The organism is Salinimicrobium soli, assembly GCF_048323655.1.
GTDB classification, from domain to species: domain Bacteria; phylum Bacteroidota; class Bacteroidia; order Flavobacteriales; family Flavobacteriaceae; genus Salinimicrobium; species Salinimicrobium soli.
In genome coordinates, this window is record NZ_JBLUWW010000003.1 from 771,810 (window position 1) to 791,035 (window position 19,226).

Consider the following 19,226-nt stretch of genomic DNA (forward strand, 5'->3'; position numbering starts at 1 on the left):
AAGCTACTGAATGATGCAGGAAAATGTAAGCCGCAGATTCTAAGACTTTGTTAATTCTTGCAGAAAGCCTGCCGAAAAATGCCATTTTTAGATCCGGAAAAAATCTTTAACTGCAGGCGGGAAAAATTCGAAGAGAATCAATTATCTTTGCAAACCCTGAAAAAGGAAAGAGAATCTGGTATAAACACTAAAAAAATTGCAACATTGGAAAATCCTAAGGCACAAAAACTTCTGAATAAAATACAACGCGACCTGATGCGTAATGGTATCATTACCAATACACTTGTTGAAGAACTTAAGGAGTTGAGACCTTATGCCGTAGAGGAAAAAAATCCGTTGCTTGCAAAGGTTATTCGCCTTACTTACGAGCACATTGAGACCTACCAGACCTTTGATATTCCAATTCCCGAAGATGAGCCTTTAGAAGATGCTGAAGCAGAGACTGAAGAGCAGCCGGAAGTGGATCCACAGGAAAGCCTTGATTACCTGCTTTCTTTAATGGCCGAATCAAAGAACAAAGTGAATGCTCTGGAACTCAGGGAATACAGCAATAATTTGATCGCCTACGCTGAAGAAAATTAACATCATCTTTTACTAAAGTGGACCGATTGTTGAATCATTCCGTTCACTACTCCGCTTTTAAAATTTTTTAATGATATGCAGAAGAAAGATGTCGTGCTGAACAAGAAACCCCGCTGGAAATTACTTCACCAATACTACCAATACACCGGATTTTATAAATTCGTTGGTCTTAGTCTGAAAAAGGCGATCTTACCGATCGTACTTTTTATAGGAGCTTTGTTGGTTGTCAATGAATTCGTGATCGACATTAATCATGTCCTGATCACCGTTACAGAAACTTTTTCTCCAATTGGGATTTTTGCTGTTTTCCTGGCCTCGGAAACTATACTGGGATTGGTGCCACCCGAGCTTTTTATAGCATGGGCCGGTAAATCCACTCTTCCACTGCTCTATCTCACCTTATTGGCAACAGCGTCTTATCTGGGAGGTATCTTTTCTTTTTTTATAGGAAAAGCAATTACCAAAATCCCTTCGGTACACACTTACCTGGAGACCAAAATGTCCAAACATATAAGAAATACCGAAAAATGGGGAGGTTTCCTGATAGTGGTTGGCGCGCTTCTACCCATACCATTCTCCATGACTAGCATTGCTGCCGGTATCATCAATTACAAGTTCAGACATTACCTGCTGTTTGGATTGCTCAGGTTCGTTCGTTTTTATGGTTATGCAATAGTGATCTTCAAAATCGTTTAATCCGAAATTCGATCTAAAATCCTCTTTATTTCTTGTATTTTTGGTTACCAACTCAACCAAATAGAATTAAATGGGCCACGATCACGACCATCATTCTGCCGGAAAGAACCTGAAATTTGCCTTTTTTCTGAATGCTGCCTTTACTGTCTTTGAACTCATTGGAGGCTTCTACGTTAACAGTATTGCGATTGTTTCAGATGCCGTACATGATCTGGGTGACACCCTTTCCCTCGGCACCTCATGGTATCTTCAAAATAAATCCCGGAAAGCCGGAAATGCAAAGTTTTCCTTTGGCTACAAAAGGTTCTCCCTCCTGGGAGCATTGATCAACAGCGTAGTTCTTATTGCCGGATCTATCTATGTTATCATTGAAGCGGTTGGAAGGCTCTTAGAACCTGAACATTCTGATGCCCAGGAGATGTTGATCTTCGCGATCATTGGAGTCCTGGTCAACGGTTTTGCTGCTTATAAGCTCAGTAAAGGAACCTCGATGAATGAGAAAGTGGTGAGCTGGCATCTAATGGAAGACGTGCTGGGATGGGTGGCTGTTCTAATTGTGGCTATCGTGCTTCAGTTTAAGGATATTCACTACCTGGATCCTGCCCTCTCTTTATTGATCACCATATTCATTCTTTTTAATGTGGCGAAAAGACTTAAGGACACGCTTTTTATTTTTCTGCAGGGGGTTCCGAAGGAGATAGACCTGGAGGAGGTTAAAGAGAAACTTAGCCAGATCCCCAATATAGCTTCATTACATCATGTGCACATCTGGTCCCTTGAAGGAACAGATCACGTCTTTACCACGCACATCAAGCTGAAAAATATCAGTCATTTCCAACAATTACTGGATGTGAAACGGCAGGTAAAAGATGTATTGCAGGAATACAAATTTGACCACTACACGGTAGAAACTGAACTGGATGAGGAAACCTGCGATATGCTGTAGAGCTTATCTTATCTGGTTGAACCTTATCCCGAGTTCCCGCTCGATCTGTCTTAGCTTTTTAAGTTCGAATTGATTCACAAGGGCCAAAGAAATTCCTTTTTTACCTGCTCTTGCGGTTCTACCGCTGCGGTGCGTATAGTAATCAGTTTGATCGGGAAGTTGGTAATGCACCACAAAAGCCAGGTTAGCCACATCAATTCCGCGTGCAGCTACATCTGTTGAAACGAGCAATCGTAAATTTTCGTTCTTGAATGCCCGCATCACCTTATCCCTGTCTTTTTGAAGCATATCTCCTTCAAGCAAACCAACCTCGTGGTTCTTTGCCAGAAGTTGTTTGGAAAGCGTTCTGGCAGCTGTTTTGGTCTTGGTAAAGATGATGCCCCTGTTCTGTTTCCCCATTGATTTCAGGAAATATGAAAGGGTATCCAGTTTATTATTATCATCGCTGGAAACGAACTGGTGTTCGATCCCGGTATTAACGGCGTCCTGTTTATCAATTTTGACTCTTCGGGCGTTCTTTCGCACATATGTATTGATGATCTCATTTAGGTCCTGCGGAATGGTTGCCGAGAATAACCAAACTTTCCGTTCCGAAGATTGCGTAGCTTCAAGGATGGTAGCGAGGTCCTTTTTGAAACCCATGCTTAGCATTTCATCTGCTTCATCAAGAACAAGGGTTTGAATGTTCCGGATATCCACCGCTTTTCTTTTCATCAGGTCGATCAAACGTCCCGGCGTAGCCACCACAATTTGTGTTGGTCTGTTTAGCCTCGCTATCTGGATATCGATCTTTTCTCCCCCATAAACGGCTTCAGTAAATACCTTATCGCTGTACTTTGTGAATTTGAACAGTTGTCGGGCGATCTGCTGCCCCAGCTCTCTGGTTGGTGCCAGGATAAGGGCCTGTACCTCCTCTTTAGCCGGATCTATTTGTGCCAGTATAGGTAAACCAAATGCTGCAGTTTTACCGGTTCCGGTTTGGGCCTGACCAATGAAATCCACATCACCTTCTGCCAACACCGGGATTGCCGCCTCCTGGATCTTAGTAGGCGTCACTATCCCCATTTCATTCAGTCCTTTAATTATATCTTCCGAAACTCCTAGCTCCTTAAATGTCATTCCTTAATTTTTTGCGAAGATAGGTGATTAAATAATTACTGGTCGGAATCAGAAGAAATATTGATCATCCCCCGCTATACCTGAGCTGCGTAAGAAAATTCGCAATCCTCAGAATTTCAACTTGTTAAACTGAAGCTAATTCTAATTTATTTAGAATTATTTTGACAGATTATCAGTAATTTGGGTATATAACCAATAAAAAAGAAATTATGCTTACTATCATTTTGAATATCCTATTACCACCACTTGCAGTTTACTTGAACCATGGAGTAGGAACCACTTTGCTAATAAGTATTGTTCTCACATTGATCGGCTGGTTGCCCGGCGTGATCCATGCATTTATAGTAAACTAATTATTTCTCCAGCATATTTAAAAAACTGTCTAAAATATAAATCCCCTCTACGACCTGTTTCCGGCAGGTGACGTGCCTTGAAAGACAAGGTGACAAAGTTTGAATTAGCCTTTAAGCTTATATTTTAGACAGTTTTTATTTTCTCTCTTCTTTAAACTTCTTCTTTTTCTTTTAAGCGTTGTTGCCATTTCCAGGCACTCTCCATAGCATCTTCTATAGAATATTCAGCTTTCCATTTTAAAACATCATTCGCCCTGGTTGTATCAGCATAAGCTGCTGTGATATCGCCTTCCCTTCTGCCCACGATCTGGTAAGGCAGTTTTGTTCCGGAAACCTTTTCAAAAGCCTGAATAGCTTCCAGCACTGAATTTCCTTTTCCGGTGCCCAGGTTGAAAACTTCATAATTTTCCTGCTGCTCGTCATCCAATAAGCGTTCTAAGGCTACCACATGAGCTCGGGCCAGATCCATTACGTGAATGTAATCTCTAATGCAGGTTCCGTCCGGAGTAGGATAATCATCACCAAAAACGGATAATTTCTCCCTCATTCCTATAGCAGTTTGAGTGATATACGGAACGAGGTTTTGAGGAGTACCTATAGGCAACTCCCCTATTTCGGCACTGGGATGTGCTCCAATGGGATTAAAGTAACGTAAGGAAATAGCCTTTAGATTTGGAGTGACCTTACAGGTATCACTAATGATCTCCTCACCTATCTGCTTGGTATTTCCGTAAGGTGATTCTGCTTTTTTAACCTGTGCAGATTCTGTAATAGGCAATTCATCAGCTTGTCCATAGACAGTACACGATGAACTGAAGATAAACTTTGGAGCTTCTTTTTCTTTTAATTGCTGAAGCAGGTAGATAAGAGTGTTCAGGTTATTTTCATAGTACAACAACGGATTCTCAACACTTTCTCCAACAGCTTTCGAAGCTGCAAAATGGATCACACCCTCTATATCATTATACTTCTCAAAAAAGGCTTTTACGGCTGCCTTTTCCCGAAGATCAATATTTTCAAATTCAGGAGAGATACGGGTGATCCTGGTAATGCCTCCCAATACTTCGAGTGAAGAGTTAGACAAGTTATCTATGATCACCACCTCAAAGCCTTTTTCCTGCAGGGCTACCACGGTATGGGAACCAATGAACCCTAAACCTCCGGTAACCAGTATTCTTTTACTCATGTTTTTTATTTTATCAGGTGCAAATTAATAAAATCCCTGTGTTATTCGAGGTTTTAGAGTGGTTAAGATTTCGTTTAAATAAGAAATTGAGAGTATAGGAAAATCTGATCTTTTAAAATCCGGAAAACAGGAGGTTCTATCAAGAAACGGTATATTTGCAGCACACAAAATTGATGAACTATGACTCTGGAAAATCAGGTGAGAATTTTTAAATGGGTGAGCATTCTGGAAGGTATTTCCTTTTTAGTGCTTTTACTGATCGCGATGCCATTGAAATATATATGGGACCTGCCACAAATGGTACAGGTAATAGGAATGGCACACGGAATTTTGTTCGTGGGTTATATCCTGGGAGCCTTCCTCCTTTTTCGTCCCCTTCAATGGAAACTAAGCACCCTTATGATTGTTTGTGCAAGCTCAGTTCTGCCGCTGGGACCTTTTTATGTAGAAAGAAAATACCTGTAGATTATGGGCGAAACCACCCGCGACCTCAGTAATTTCCTGGCAAACTATTTTATTGAACAAGGCATGGAGCCGGCGATAGCTCATTTTCTCAACATGCTTATCAATGTTGCTATTGTTTTCATTCTTTGGTATGTCATACATTACATTACCAAAAAGGTGCTGCTGCAGGCATATCATTCCTTCACCGACAAAACGGAAAATACTTTTGACGATTTCCTGGTGCAAAGTAATTTTCCCCGGTATGTAAGTAACATTTTTCCGTTACTGCTGCTCATTTTTACCGTACCGGTCATTTTTGAAGATTACCCTCAACTCCTCGAGGTTTTCAATAAGGCAGTAGACATTTATATTATAATTCTCATCGTCCTGATTTGTCGTAGCCTGTTGCGCACCACCAACAGCTACATGAAGACTCATGAAAGGTACAGGGACAAACCCATTGAGAGTTACACGCAGGTGTTAATGATCATTTTCTGGGCCTTAGGAATCATCTTCATTTTTTCTGAATTGACGGAAAGGTCGGTAGTGAATTTCCTTATTTCCCTGGGAGCCGCTTCAGCAATTATCTTGTTTATTTTTAAAGATACCATTCTCGGTTTTGTTGCTTCTATACAGGTATCCGTGAATGATATCGTGCGTATTGGAGACTGGATCACCTTCAGCAAATATGGAGCTGATGGATTTGTGACCGAAATAAATCTCGCAACCGTGCGGGTACAGAACTGGGACAACACCTATACCACCATTCCAACTTATTATCTCACTGCCGATTCTTTTCAAAACTGGCGTGGTATGCAGGACTCACCCGGGAGAAGGATCAAGCGCAGCCTTTATATAAAACAGAATTCCATCAGGTATATTGATGATAAAGATATCGCCCGTTTTGAAGAATACAATCTTGTTGGGCAATACATTAAAGAGCGGCAGCAGGAGATCAATGATTACAATCAAAAGACCGGAGCTAATAAAAAGTACCTGATCAATGGAAGGCATCAGACCAACCTGGGAGTATTTAGAAGGTACGCGCTATCTTATCTTAAATCCCATCCTCAGATCAACCAGGATATGACCATGATGGTACGGCACCTTCCACCTACCACGCAGGGAATTCCACTAGAGATCTATTGTTTCAGTAAAGACAAACGGTGGGAATATTTTGAAGCCATTACCGCTGATATCTTTGATCATCTTATAGCGGCTATCCCCTATTTTGACCTTCAGTTATTTGAATCACCTTCCGGGGATGACATTATAAAATCTCTGAAACACCTCGTAAAAGAATAGTTATTAGACCCCTGTAAAAATGCAGGGGTTTCTTTTTTAAGAAGCTTTTAGGTAATATAAAGCTACTTCTGCAGTGAATATGTACTACCTTTAAAGGTTAAACATCTATACTCCTCCAAAAATGACATTTAAAGGATTCCTCCAGGGCTTCGGAATTGTAGCAGTCATTCTTTCAATTTTTCCTTTTGTTGCTTCCGATTACTGGTGGATACGAATGTTTGATTATCCACACGTACAATTGACCCTGCTCACGTTGATCGCCCTGCTTTCTTATTTCATCAGTTTTGATATTCGCAGTTGGAGAGATTACGCCTTTATGGGAATATTGGGAGTCTGCTTTATTCTGCAGCTCACCAAGATCTATCCCTATACCCCTTTAGCGGAAAAACAGGTGAAAGAAAATGACCTGGTAGATCCTCAAAGGACCCTTAGCATATTAGCATTAAATGTGCTGCAAAAGAACACAGAATATAAAAAGGTCATTGACGAGGTACTGACCAAAGATGCCGACTTACTCATTTTTACTGAAACTGACCAAATATGGCAAAAAGAACTTCGGAAAGGTCTAAGTAATTTTGGTTATGATTACCGGCTCGAAATGCCTTTGGATAACACCTACGGAATGATCCTGTATTCCAAATATCGTTTAATTGATCCCCAGATAAAATTTTTATTGCAGGACAGTATTCCGTCAATGCACATGTTGATGAGGCTACCTTCAGAAGAGGTTATTGAAATTCATATTATTCATCCCACGCCTCCTCTTCCACCGCACGACGCATCTTCTACAGACAGAGATGCGATGATGATGATGGTCGCAAAAATGGCTAATAACTCGAAATTTCCGGTGATAGTAGCGGGGGATTTCAATGATGTAGCCTGGTCTGAATCAACTTCCCTTTTTCAAAATGTGAGTCAGTTACTGGATCCCCGGATTGGAAGAGGTTTCTACAATACCTTCAACTCCAATATTTTCCTTTTTAGGTGGCCGCTGGATCACTTATTTGTTTCTGAAGAATTCAAACTTATGGATCTGCAGGTGGGCAGCAATGTAGGATCAGATCATTTTCCTTACTACGCAAAACTGATGCTGGAGCCTTTTCCTAACGGGAATAAGGAAATTGAACCTCCTTCAAAGGATGAACTTGAGGATGCTGAAAAGCAAATAGAGAAAGAAAATAAAAAAGACGCCGAAGAGAAAAAAGAAGCTGCCGAAGGGAATTAATGCCCTAGCCTGTCTTTCACATATTCGATCTTTGTTTTGCCATGAGGTTTAGGTTTTCCATGCTCATCAAGGCAGACCATTACAATCTTTTCTATAGCAATAATGCTTTCCCGGGTCATTTTGTTCCTCACCTCGCAGCGCAGCGTAAGAGAAGCCGTACCGAATTTCACCACATCCATTCCAATTTCCACAATATCTCCCTCGCGGGCGGAGCTTCTAAAATCTATCTCGCTCATGTACTTGGTAACCGTTTTAGGATTCTCCAGTTGTATGATTGCATAAAGAGCAGCCTCTTCGTCTATCCACTCTAATAGCCGACCACCAAATAAAGTTCCGTTGGGATTAAGATCTTGTGGTTTGATCCATTTTCGGGTGTGAAATCTCATATTATTTTTTCTTTTCGGTAAAGATAGTTTGTTTGAAGCGGTCTATTGCAACCTGGATAATTTCATCATGATCAAAGGCCAAGGCCGGTAAATTATCTAAAGGAAACCATTGGGCATCTTCAGCATCGTCATTTCCTGTTACTTTTTCTTCGGAAGTTATTACCCCAAAAAAGGCAATACTAATGGTCCTTCCCCGGGGATCTCGATCTACTTTTCCAAAAGCTTTTAATTGGTGCAAGTCTGAAATTTCCAGTCCTGTCTCTTCCTTCAGTTCCCTTGCCGCACCTTTTTCCATAGCTTCATCTTCTTCCAGAAATCCTCCCGGTATTGCCCACTGCCCTTTAAAAGGATCTTTTTTCCGTTTTACCAGAAGGACCTTTTCCTTAGAACCATTTTTAAGAAATACCACACAATCTGTGGTAACTGAAATATTTTGCTTCGGCATACTTAGAATTTATTGATATAGACTGTTTGAATATTGACGAATTCCCTGATCCCTAAATGGGAAAGTTCCCTTCCGTACCCCGAACCTTTAGTGCCTCCAAACGGAAGTCGGGGATCACTTTTTACAAGTTCGTTGATAAAGACAGCACCATCCTCAAAGCGGGGAATTATTTTTTTAGCTTCCTCCATGTTTTGCGTGAACACAGAAACACCGAGGCCAAAATTGGTAGCATTCACCAGTTCAACTGCCTCATCGACATCTTTAAAAGTGGTAACCCCTATAGCCGGACCAAAGGTTTCCTCTTGAAATACGGGCATTTCGCGAGTTACTCCGATCAGGATAGTTGGTTGGTAATAAGCTCCCTCGCGTTTGCCTCCGAGTTCGATCTTTGCACCCTGTTTTACCGACCTCTGAACCTGGTCTTCAAGATCTTCAGCCAGATCTTCCCGGGCCTGCACTCCTATATAAGTATCTTCTTCCATAGGGTCACCGCTCTTCAAATCTTTCACTGCCTTTTTGAACTTCTCCATAAATTCGTCAGCAATACTTTCCTGAAGTAACAGCCGCTTTCCAGCTATGCAACTCTGACCTGTATTCTGGAATCTTGCCTGTACACAAACTTTGACTGATTCCTCCAGATCTGCATCCTTTAGGACTACCAACGCATTACTGCCGCCCAGTTCTAAAACCGTTTTCTTAATCTTTTTACCCGCAGCTGCTGCAACTGCACTTCCGGCTTTTGTACTTCCTGTAAGAGTAACTGCTTTTACGTGTTCATCGTTTATTACCTCTTCCACTTTTTTACTGCCTATAACCAGGTTCTGAAAGCAGCCTTCCGGAAAACCTGCCCGCTCAAATACCTTCTGAATGTTGTTGGCAGACATCATAACGTTGCTTGCATGTTTAAGAACTCCCACATTTCCGGCCATAAGAGCCGGAGCGGCAAATCGGAATACCTGCCAAAAAGGGTAATTCCAGGGCATAATTGCCAGGACTGTTCCCAATGGGGCATAGCGTACATAACTTTGATCTGCATCGGTCTCGATCTCCAGATCCTTTAGCTGAGATTCAGCATTTTCCGAATAATATTCACAAACCCACGCGCATTTTTCAACTTCTGCAATTGCCTGTTTTATAGGTTTCCCCATTTCGCGACTAATGGTTTCAGCATAATCCCGGGAATTCTTCTTCAATTCTTCCGCAGCTTTTTTCATGAGTTTTGCCCGTTCCTCAAAGGTGGTCTTAGACCATTGCTTAAAACGGGAATCTGCTTTTTCCAGGGCTTTATCTATATCTTCGGAAGTAAATTCCCTGTGTTCCTCCAGGGTTTCACCTGAATAGGGATTTTTGGAAAGTATCATAAAAATTGGCTTTTTTTAAAGGTAAAAAGAAGCCTTCAGTAAACGAAACTATTAAAATGAATTTAACTGAAGCCCATTGTTCATAAGCCGTTTATAAATCTGGATGGCCCGGTCCTAAATGGTATGACTTTTTCTGTATATTTAAGAAAAACCTCCCATGGAAGAGCGCGATCCCAACCTGCTTAGAGCGCGGCCGGAGATTCCGGCGGCCCGAATCTCAGAACGAATGATGCCTGATGAAAAATTTCAAAACCAGACCCTTCGGCCGGTGATAAAGCTGCAGAACGATCTGCTGCTGGAAGCCTTTCGGAATTACGTAAATAAACACAAGAATGTGTTCTATACGCTTTCCGTAGAAAAAAGGCTGCACTACATTGAAAATGCCATTCAGAAGGATATGAAATTCAGGAATAGCCTCAAAGGAATGGTGATTGGTCAGTTTACCATTGAGGAATACCGTTTCTATATTACCAATTCATCTGCACTGAATAAACGGATGATGAACCTGGTAAAAGAAAGGATTCAAAGCAACATTCAACTGCTGGATCCATTGACTGTGGTATAGGCCATTCGCCCGAAACCAGCCAATATTAAACTTTTCCTAATTGTTCTTGATTCCATATTGCGTTCTTTAATTTTATGAAAAACGCAATATATGAGCATTAATAAAGAAGAATTATTCAATAAATGTCTGGATACCGTTAACAGACGGATAGAACAGTATAATGAAGCCCTCGAGAGTATTAGCGGGGAAGATGAAGAACACAATTTTCATCCCGATTTTGATGAATACGGAAATAAAGGGGAAATGCTCACGGAATATGAAAAGAATGCTGCGTACCTGGATAGAGTGCGTAACATGAAAGAGACCCTTGCTAACATTGACATTCATCATCGAAGTGAAACTGTGCGCCGGGGTAGCGTGGTCGAGACCAATAGCCACTATTATTTTATCTCAATTCCTCTTGGGGAGATCGACATGGAAAGCGGAAGTAAAGTCTATGCAATATCTACAGATGCACCTATTTATGAGCATTTAGAAGGTAAACGAGCCGGAGACAGTTTTACATTCCATGACCAAAAAGTGAAGATCGTAAAGGTCTGGTAAATCTTATTCGGGATATTCGATCCTGAGATGGTAGATGTTCTTCAATTTTCGCTTCAACACCTTTTTGACCTGTTGAATATCCATAAACGTAATATCTGCGTTTAGGAATTGCCCCTCCTCCATTTGTTTGTTGATGATCTTTTCTACAAACTCATCAATCAGGCGGGCATTTGGTTCCTTAATACTTTTACTGGCTGCTTCCACACTATCACACATCATCAAGATCGCTGTTTCTTTACTGAAAGGCATAGGTCCCGGATACCTGAAATCATCGGGATCTACATTTTCGTTGACCTCTTTTTCCTTCTGAAGGAAATAATAGACCGTGGTAGTACCGTGGTGCGTCCTTATGAAGTCGATCACCCTGTCGGGCAGATTCCTCTTTTTAGCGATCTCAATCCCGTTGATCACATGTTCGATAATAATATCGGCACTCTCTCTTGGAGATAGTTCGTCATGGGAGTTGACCGAAGTGGTCTGGTTCTCTGTAAAGAAGGTTGGATTCTTCATTTTTCCGATATCATGGTATAACGCTCCTACCCTCGCCAACATTGAATTGGCCCCAATCTCGTTGGAAGCAGCTTCGGCCAGGTTCGCAACGTTGAGGGAGTGGTGAAAAGTTCCCGGCGCTTTATCTGAAAGCTCTTTCAGCAAGGCAGAATTTGTATCGGAAAGTTCAAGCAGTGACATATCAGAAATAAGTCCGAAGACCTTTTCATAAGCGTAGATAAGCGGCTGCACAAATAAGGTAGCAAGTCCGCCGAGGAGGAACATCAGAAAAGTTTCGGGTTCCACTTCGTAAATAGACCCTTCCTGAATAATCGTAAAAGCAAAGTAAGAGAGAATATACACCAGGGTGATCTGCCCTACAGTGATGAACAAATTTGCCCTTTTATAAAGTTCAGAAACGGTAAGGATGGTAACAATTCCCGCAATGATCTGCAGAAACATGTATTCGTAACTATCCGGTACAATGAAGCCCAGCAATAGCACCGTAATAACATGTGTAAATAATCCCAGTCGGGAATCAAAAAAGCCCTTAATAGTCAGAGGTAAGATACATAGCGGCACCACATAGACGTACTGCACATTAAATTTAATGATGAGCGTGGTTAGCAGCACCATGAGGAGCACGTTAAAGAAAACGAATGTGACCTTTATATTGTTCTGGAAAATATCATATCGATATTTCCTTATAAACAGCATCAGCATGAGCAAAGCCAGGAATACAAGCATTCCGTAACCAAGGACCACCCAATAATAATTTGCCTTACTCCATACCTGGGATTCATATTCGGCTTTCAGGGAGTTCAGGATCTGGAGCTTATCCCCTTCCACTACTTCTCCTTTGGCCACTATAATAGTGCCCCGTTCTACACTCCCGCGGGTATAAGATATCTGGTTGTATTTACTTTCCAGGTCATTTTTGGTGAGGGTTTCATTATAGGAAACGTTAGGCTTAACGGTATCAAAGAATAAACCTACGAGTTCTTCCCTGAACAATTGCAGGCCGCCCTGATCGATCCTTTTGTTGAGATAATCTCTAAGCCCTGTTTGCTTCAGAACATTCTGGTATGCCACTTCTGTGGCCTCGTTTCCCTTTCTAAGATAGATGAGCTGGTTTGGATTTAGTGGAACAATTTCCTGAAGCAATCCGTTCTCATAAATGTCGTTTGCCGTTTTGTTTACAAAATTGCGGAGTTTTGTTGTTTCCTGCCGGCTGAGTGTATCCGGAAAAAGTTCAGTGAATTCCTGTTCCAAAGCAGCTTTTACACCTTCGGCAACATCAGCATTATAATCGTAATAAGGAATATGGGTCTTATTGATCTTATTTTTTTCTGCGGAAATTTCTTCCGGAGTCTTTAAAATCGCAAAATCAAAAGGAGCATAGAGATTCTCATATTGCCAGGGTTTGCCTTTCGGAATCTCATACTTGAATTTACCTCCTTTAGGAAAAAGATAAACGATGAGGAAAGTGGTGAGCAGAAATAAAAAAACTTTATAAAAAAGGTCCTGATTTTTATAAAGGTAATTCACAAATGATTTCATAAAAACAAATCTCTTTTCAAATGTAGTAAAAAAAGGCGGCTGATGCTTCGTGGTTGGTTTCTTCCTGATAAAATGATTAAATTCGCAAGGATTAAACTAAAACTTAGAAATAATGAATAAGGAAGTAGTAATAGTAAGCGCCGTAAGAACTCCAATAGGTAGTTTCCTGGGCAGCTTATCAACTGTACCCGCCACCAAACTGGGTTCTATAGCTATTAAAGGAGCACTTGATAAAATTAACCTGAAGCCTGAACTGGTAGATGAAGTTTTGATGGGAAATGTGGTGCAGGCCGGGAATGGACAGGCTCCAGCAAGGCAGGCAGCCCTGGGTGCCGGAATACCTAAAGAAGTTCCCTGTACTACTGTAAATAAAGTTTGTGCCAGTGGAATGAAGTCTGTAATGCAGGCTGCACAGGCCATTGCTCTGGGAGATGCTTCTATTGTTGTTGCCGGTGGAATGGAAAATATGAGCATGATCCCTCACTACCTCTACCTTCGAAAAGGGCAAAAATTTGGCCCTGCACAAATGGAAGACGGAATGCAAAAAGACGGACTTGTAGATGCATATGATCATAATGCCATGGGTGTTGCTGCAGACCATTGTGCAAAAGAGCATCATTTCAGCCGCGAGGAGCAGGATAAATTTGCCATTCAGTCCTACACCCGATCCAAAAAGGCCTGGGAAGCAGGGAAATTTGATGACGAAGTAGTTCCTGTAGAAGTTCCACAGCGTAAGGGAGATCCTTTAGTTGTTAATGAAGATGAGGAATACAAGAACGTATTTATGGACAAGATCCCTTCCCTACGTCCTGCATTTGGAAAAGAAGGAACGGTAACCGCGGCAAATGCCTCTACTATTAACGATGGTGCTGCTGCACTTGTACTTATGAGCCGTGAAAAAGCAGATGAACTGGGATTAACTCCACTGGCTACTATCAAAAGTTACGCAGATGCTGCTACAGATCCAATTTGGTTTACTACAGCGCCTTCCAAAGCGCTTCCGAAAGCCATTGATAAAGCAGGTATCTCTATGGACAACGTAGATTACTTTGAATTTAATGAAGCCTTTTCTGTAGTAGGATTGGTAAATATGAAGATCCTGGGACTAAAAGGCGATAATGTAAATGTGAATGGTGGAGCTGTTTCATTAGGTCATCCACTGGGGTGCTCAGGAGCACGTATCATCGTAACCTTACTGAACGTATTAAAACAGAACAACGGAAAAATTGGAGCAGCTGCAATTTGTAATGGTGGTGGCGGTGCTTCTGCCATGATCCTGGAGCGTCATTAATATTCTGATACCCCCGAATTAATGCAATATGCCATCTGTAACCTGGGCATTGTTCCACTAAGGTTAGAACCTTCAGATACCAGCGAAATGCTGAGCCAGGTGCTCTATGGAGAGTACTTCAAGATCCTTGAAGAAAGAGGAAAATGGTCCCGTATCAGGACCGCTTTTGATGGGGTCGAAGCCTGGATTGACAATAAGCAGTATCAAAAGGTTACTGAAGAACATTATCAATCAGCGGAAATCTCAGAGGGACCATTATCTGGTGACCTTGTTGATTTTGTGGATACCGGGAATCAATTGCTGCCTGTGCCATTGGGTTCTGAATTGCACGGACTTGAATTGTTGCAACACAACTTTTCGGGTAACAGAATGCAGGGAAAAAGAGATAAACCAAAGCTTATTGAAACGGCTTTCCTTTACCTAAACGCTCCCTTTATGTGGGGCGGAAAAACGCCTTTTGGAATTGACTCCAGCGGATTCACCCAGATGGTCTATAAACTCAATGGATATAAACTTTCCCGTAATGCGGCTGATCAGGCGAAGCAAGGAGAGTCCCTTAGTTTCATTGAAGAAAGTGAACCCGGAGATCTTGCATTTTTTGATAATAAAGAAGGAGTGATCACTCATGTAGGCATTATCATGAATGATAATTACATCATTCATTCTGATGGCAGGGTGCGGCTGGACCGCATAGATCATTCGGGCATTTATAATGCCGAAATGCGACGACATACGCATCAACTCAGGGTGATAAAAAAGATCATATAAACAAAAAACCCGCTTCACAGCGGGTTTTTTTATTTCAGGTAATCCTGCAAATTAGTTTTGGTTTGCTCTGGCAGCTTCCATTTCAGCAATTTTAGCTTTCATTTCTTCAGCCTTTTTAGGCTCTTCGATCTGATAGTAAATGTTCATGATGGTTCTGGCAGCTTCTATATTATTTGGATTGATCTCCAATACTTTTTGTAGGTGTGGAAGTGCTTCTCTATAAAGACCCTGACGTTCCTTGGCTAGTGCATTATACTTCTTAGTATCTTCCTTGCTCATACCAAGACTGTTCATTTCCTCAACTATTGGAGCCTCTCTTGAAAGAATTACGTATGCCATGTTTATACGGGCATTATTCATATTTGGATCCAATTCAATAGCCTTATTGTAGTACTCCATTGCACGGTCCTTTTCTCCCATTTCGGCAGAACTTACTCCCAGGTTGTAATATAGAACCGCATCATTTGGATTCTGAGCTACGATCTCCTCCATGATTTCACGGTATTTTTTCATGTCGCCCATACGGTAGTACATATCAGCTTCAATCTGCATAAGACCGGCATCATTTGGATTTTCCTTTTTGGCATCTTCCATTGCACTTACAGCCTTTTCGTTATCACCTTGTTGAATGTAGATCAATGCAACATTCTTAGCGATCTCTGCTCTTTTAGACTCAGACGACCTTTCCTGCGGATTCATATACTCTCCGGACTTCACGAAAAGATCTCTTTGTTCTTTAGAAGCCATTTGCTCTTCTTCCCCTGTAGCCTTGTTCACTGCAGTGTATTGTGTCTCAATACCTGTAAAACCAAGGTCTTTCAACTGCTGATAATAATCAAGAGCAGTTTTATAATCTTTAGCATTTACAGAATTTGAAGCAGCATAATAAAGGTACATGGTATCCTTAGTATTCAGTTGATATCCCATGTAAAGCTTGTCTGCGGCCTCAGCATACTTTTGAGCATTTTGATCGGCGATAGCAGCAGTGACCAGAGCGTTACTGGCAGCAGTAATTCCGTCAGCAGCATTTTCATGCCCAAGTTCTTTTGCTTTTTTGAATGCTTCTACAGCAGCTGTAAGATCAGCCGGAGCAACGTTTTGACCGGTACCTACCAGGGCATATCCTTTGTAAAGGTAAAATTCTGCTTGCAGTTCTTTATCAGCTCCTGCAATTTCAGCTTCTGCTTGTTGTATGTACTTTCGAGCCTCCTGGAATTCACCTTTTTCCACGGCTTTTTCGGCACGTCGAATTTCTTTTTTCTGGGCGAACGCTACGACAGTAAGCATCATTAAAACTGCCGTTAAGAATCTATTTTTCATCATTTAGGGTTTTGTGTTAAAGTTATTCGTCACTGTTATTTGCAATTGTTGTGCCATCTTCAGTTCCGTCCCTCATATCAAGGCCTTCCTTGTCTGCAACCTCTTCCACATCTTCCTCTTCATTCATTACTTTTGCCACTGCGGCAATCGAATCATTCCCCTTAAGGTTGATCAATTTTACTCCTTGTGTAGCACGGCCCATAACTCTAAGGCTGTCTACTGAAGTTCGGATCGCGATACCCGATTTATTGATGATCATAAGGTCATCAAGATCAGTTACGCTTTTGATAGCCACAAGGCTACCAGTCTTTGGAGTGATGGAAATGGTCTTCACACCTTTTCCTCCACGGTTGGTGACCCTGTAAATTGGTTCTCCATCTTCCGGATCGTCAATGTAGGTACGTTTTCCGTATCCATTTTCAGAAACCACAAGAACGGTTTCCTCCTTCGGATTCTGGATCGCTATCATTCCTACTACTTCATCGTTGTCATCTGCAAGGGTAATACCTCTCACCCCGGATGCATTTCTTCCCATTGGTCTGGTCTTGCTCTCCTCAAATCGGATAGCCTTACCACTCTTCACTGCCAGCATAACCTGGCTTTCACCGTTGGTCAATTTTGCTTCAAGTAGCTCATCTCCTTCCCTGATGGTGATCGCATTGATACCATTGGTACGTGGTCGTGAATACTGCTCCAGCGGAGTCTTTTTAACCTGTCCTTTCTTAGTAGCCATGATCACATAATGGCTGTTGATGTATTCTTCATCTTTAAGATCCTGAGTACAGATAAATGCTTTCAGCTTATCATCCGGCTCGAGGTTGATCAGGTTTTGTATCGCTCTTCCTTTTGAAGTTCTGCTTCCTTCAGGGATCTCATAGACCCTCATCCAGAAACACTTACCTTTTTCGGTAAAGAAGAGCATGTATTGGTGGTTGGTTCCAATGAACAGGTTCTCAAGGAAATCTTCATTCCTTGTAATAGAAGCCTTTTGTCCAACTCCACCTCTGTTTTGTGTCTTATATTCTGTAAGTGATGTCCTTTTAATATAACCCGCGTGAGAAATGGTTATCACTACCTGCTCATCAGGGATCATATCTTCCATGCTAAGATCACCTCCGGAATATTCTATAGTAGATCTTCTTTCATCACCATACTTCTCCTTCACCTCCAGCATCTCATCTTTAATGACCTCCATTCTGCGTTCTTTTCTCGCGAGGATGTCTTTAAGATCTTCAATGGTCTTCATTAGTTCTTCGTACTCAGCTCTCAACTTATCCTGTTCCAGACCGGTAAGTTGTCTCAATCGCATCTCTACGATCGCCTTGGCCTGTACTTCTGAAAGTTCAAAACGCGCGATCAGCTTTTCCCTTGCCTCATCAGCATTGCTGGACGCCCTGATCAATGCAATTACTTCATCAATATTATCAGAAGCTATGATAAGCCCTTCAAGAATGTGTGCTCTTTCTTCAGCTTTTCGAAGTTCATATTCAGTTCTTCTCACCACCACTTCATGCCTGTGTTCCACGAAGTATTGGATCATATCCTTCAGGTTCAGCATTTGAGGTCGGCCTTTTACAAGGGCGATATTGTTAACGCTGAAAGAGTTCTGCAAAGAAGTGTGCTTGTAAAGGGTATTAAGGACAATATTTGGGATCGCATCTCTCTTAAGAATGTAAACGATCCTCATTCCGTTACGGTCAGACTCGTCACGGATGAGAGATATCCCTTCTATCTTCTTGTCATTCACCAGGTCAGCCGTCTTTTTGATCATTTCAGCTTTGTTCACCTGGTAAGGTATTTCAGTAACTATAATAGCTTCTCTTCCGTTGACTTCTTCGGTATGAGCTTTAGCACGAAGAACTACTCTTCCACGTCCTGTTTTGAATGCTTCGCGCACCCCGTCATATCCGTAGATAATTCCGCCGGTAGGAAAATCAGGAGCTTTTACATGCTCTATAAGTTCATCAATTTCAACATCGGGATTATCGATATAGGCCACTACTCCGTCCACCACTTCAGCAAGGTTGTGTGGCGGCATATTGGTAGCCATACCAACAGCAATACCACTCGCCCCGTTCACCAAAAGGTTCGGGATACGGGTAGGTAAAACTACCGGTTCGTGAAGGGTATCGTCAAAGTTTAATTGGGTATCAACTGTTTCTTTATCAATATCTGCGAGCATATCCTCACTGATCTTGCGCATTCTGGCCTCGGTATAACGCATTGCTGCAGGGCTGTCACCGTCAATAGATCCAAAGTTACCCTGGCCGTCGACCAACATATAGCGTAAACTCCATTCCTGGGCCATACGCACCATAGTGTCATAGACTGAAGAGTCACCGTGCGGGTGAAACTTACCTAACACTTCCCCAACTATTCTCGCTGATTTTTTATGAGCCCTGTTAGAAAGAACACCAAGCTCGTACATTCCATATAAAACCCTTCTGTGCACAGGTTTCAATCCGTCCCGCACATCTGGCAGTGCACGTGACACAATGACCGACATTGAATAATCAATGTAAGCCGACTTCATTTCATCTTCAATATTGATAGGAATTAACTTTTCTCCTTCAGCCATAAATTCACATATTTTGGTTCAAAAAACTAACGTGCCAATTTACGCATTTTTGGGAACCCAAAGG

At 41.8% G+C, this 19,226-nt stretch carries 19 protein-coding genes; 11 read left to right on the top strand and 8 right to left on the bottom strand.

The annotated features are described in order from the left end of the window. Positions 1 to 204 precede the first annotated feature (204 nt). From ACNORC_RS12945 to ACNORC_RS12955, 3 genes are all read left to right on the top strand, one after another. Positions 205 to 582, top strand: a complete 378-nt coding sequence (locus ACNORC_RS12945; RefSeq protein WP_418336073.1) for a hypothetical protein — start codon at positions 205 to 207, stop codon at positions 580 to 582. A gap of 75 nt (positions 583 to 657) precedes the next feature. After that, positions 658 to 1,278, top strand: coding sequence for a YqaA family protein (locus tag ACNORC_RS12950; RefSeq protein WP_418336074.1), 621 nt, complete (start codon positions 658 to 660; stop codon positions 1,276 to 1,278). 70 nt (positions 1,279 to 1,348) lie between these two features. After that, positions 1,349 to 2,224 carry a cation diffusion facilitator family transporter gene (locus ACNORC_RS12955; RefSeq protein WP_418336075.1) on the top strand — a complete coding sequence of 292 codons (876 nt, stop codon included), beginning with the start codon at positions 1,349 to 1,351 and terminating at the stop codon, positions 2,222 to 2,224. 3 nt (positions 2,225 to 2,227) lie between these two features. Here the strand turns inward: ACNORC_RS12955 and ACNORC_RS12960 are convergent, their stop codons facing one another. Next, positions 2,228 to 3,343, bottom strand: coding sequence for a DEAD/DEAH box helicase (locus ACNORC_RS12960; RefSeq protein ID WP_418336076.1), 1,116 nt, complete (start codon positions 3,341 to 3,343; stop codon positions 2,228 to 2,230). A 209-nt stretch (positions 3,344 to 3,552) separates the two neighbouring features. Here ACNORC_RS12960 and ACNORC_RS12965 point away from each other — a divergent pair, with 209 nt between their 5' ends. Further along, complete coding sequence (locus ACNORC_RS12965) at positions 3,553 to 3,696, top strand: YqaE/Pmp3 family membrane protein (protein ID WP_084625583.1); 144 nt, start codon at positions 3,553 to 3,555, stop codon at positions 3,694 to 3,696. A 151-nt stretch (positions 3,697 to 3,847) separates the two neighbouring features. Here the strand turns inward: ACNORC_RS12965 and galE are convergent, their stop codons facing one another. Beyond that, positions 3,848 to 4,882 carry a UDP-glucose 4-epimerase GalE gene (galE, locus tag ACNORC_RS12970; RefSeq protein ID WP_418336077.1) on the bottom strand — a complete coding sequence of 345 codons (1,035 nt, stop codon included), beginning with the start codon at positions 4,880 to 4,882 and terminating at the stop codon, positions 3,848 to 3,850. 180 nt (positions 4,883 to 5,062) lie between these two features. On the opposite strand from galE, the gene ACNORC_RS12975 reads away from it, so the two are divergent. The 3 genes from ACNORC_RS12975 to ACNORC_RS12985 all read left to right on the top strand — a co-directional run bounded on the left by ACNORC_RS12975 (position 5,063) and on the right by ACNORC_RS12985 (position 7,856). Further along, on the top strand, positions 5,063 to 5,347 hold the full coding sequence (locus ACNORC_RS12975; RefSeq protein ID WP_418336078.1) for a DUF3817 domain-containing protein: 285 nt from the start codon (positions 5,063 to 5,065) through the stop codon (positions 5,345 to 5,347). A gap of 3 nt (positions 5,348 to 5,350) precedes the next feature. Continuing rightward, the gene (locus ACNORC_RS12980) at positions 5,351 to 6,631 is read left to right on the top strand and encodes a mechanosensitive ion channel family protein (RefSeq protein WP_418336079.1); all 1,281 of its coding nucleotides are present in this window, start codon (positions 5,351 to 5,353) and stop codon (positions 6,629 to 6,631) included. A 121-nt stretch (positions 6,632 to 6,752) separates the two neighbouring features. After that, positions 6,753 to 7,856: an endonuclease/exonuclease/phosphatase family protein gene (locus ACNORC_RS12985; RefSeq protein ID WP_418336080.1), complete on the top strand. Its 1,104-nt coding sequence runs from the start codon at positions 6,753 to 6,755 to the stop codon at positions 7,854 to 7,856. Here the strand turns inward: ACNORC_RS12985 and ACNORC_RS12990 are convergent. Genes ACNORC_RS12990 through ACNORC_RS13000 form a run of 3 tightly spaced genes read right to left on the bottom strand, consistent with a single transcriptional unit; the run spans position 7,853 to position 10,048 of the window. Continuing rightward, positions 7,853 to 8,242 carry an acyl-CoA thioesterase gene (locus tag ACNORC_RS12990; RefSeq protein ID WP_418336081.1) on the bottom strand — a complete coding sequence of 130 codons (390 nt, stop codon included), beginning with the start codon at positions 8,240 to 8,242 and terminating at the stop codon, positions 7,853 to 7,855. The two genes, ACNORC_RS12985 and ACNORC_RS12990, sit on opposite strands and share 4 nt — an antisense overlap. Before the next feature lies 1 nt (position 8,243). After that, positions 8,244 to 8,687, bottom strand: coding sequence for an NUDIX domain-containing protein (locus tag ACNORC_RS12995; protein WP_418336082.1), 444 nt, complete (start codon positions 8,685 to 8,687; stop codon positions 8,244 to 8,246). 2 nt (positions 8,688 to 8,689) lie between these two features. Further along, positions 8,690 to 10,048: an NAD-dependent succinate-semialdehyde dehydrogenase gene (locus ACNORC_RS13000; protein WP_418336083.1), complete on the bottom strand. Its 1,359-nt coding sequence runs from the start codon at positions 10,046 to 10,048 to the stop codon at positions 8,690 to 8,692. A gap of 157 nt (positions 10,049 to 10,205) precedes the next feature. On the opposite strand from ACNORC_RS13000, the gene ACNORC_RS13005 reads away from it, so the two are divergent. Continuing rightward, entirely contained in the window at positions 10,206 to 10,613 is a 408-nt protein-coding gene (locus ACNORC_RS13005; protein WP_418336084.1) for a glyoxalase, read from the top strand. Between the two features lie 90 nt (positions 10,614 to 10,703). Then, positions 10,704 to 11,156 carry a transcription elongation factor gene (locus tag ACNORC_RS13010; RefSeq protein WP_418336085.1) on the top strand — a complete coding sequence of 151 codons (453 nt, stop codon included), beginning with the start codon at positions 10,704 to 10,706 and terminating at the stop codon, positions 11,154 to 11,156. A gap of 3 nt (positions 11,157 to 11,159) precedes the next feature. Here the strand turns inward: ACNORC_RS13010 and ACNORC_RS13015 are convergent, their stop codons facing one another. Next, positions 11,160 to 13,205, bottom strand: coding sequence for an HD family phosphohydrolase (locus tag ACNORC_RS13015; protein ID WP_418336087.1), 2,046 nt, complete (start codon positions 13,203 to 13,205; stop codon positions 11,160 to 11,162). Positions 13,206 to 13,317: 112 nt separating this feature from the next. Here ACNORC_RS13015 and ACNORC_RS13020 point away from each other — a divergent pair, with 112 nt between their 5' ends. Continuing rightward, positions 13,318 to 14,496, top strand: a complete 1,179-nt coding sequence (locus tag ACNORC_RS13020) for an acetyl-CoA C-acyltransferase (RefSeq protein WP_418336088.1) — start codon at positions 13,318 to 13,320, stop codon at positions 14,494 to 14,496. A gap of 21 nt (positions 14,497 to 14,517) precedes the next feature. Beyond that, positions 14,518 to 15,264, top strand: a complete 747-nt coding sequence (locus tag ACNORC_RS13025; RefSeq protein WP_418336089.1) for a C40 family peptidase — start codon at positions 14,518 to 14,520, stop codon at positions 15,262 to 15,264. A 51-nt stretch (positions 15,265 to 15,315) separates the two neighbouring features. On the opposite strand, the gene ACNORC_RS13030 is transcribed toward ACNORC_RS13025, so the two are convergent. Both ACNORC_RS13030 and gyrA read right to left on the bottom strand, forming a co-directional pair. Next, complete coding sequence (locus tag ACNORC_RS13030; protein WP_418336090.1) at positions 15,316 to 16,584, bottom strand: tetratricopeptide repeat protein; 1,269 nt, start codon at positions 16,582 to 16,584, stop codon at positions 15,316 to 15,318. Positions 16,585 to 16,606: 22 nt separating this feature from the next. Further along, positions 16,607 to 19,162: a DNA gyrase subunit A gene (gyrA, locus tag ACNORC_RS13035; RefSeq protein WP_418336091.1), complete on the bottom strand. Its 2,556-nt coding sequence runs from the start codon at positions 19,160 to 19,162 to the stop codon at positions 16,607 to 16,609. Between the last annotated feature and the right edge of the window lie 64 nt (positions 19,163 to 19,226).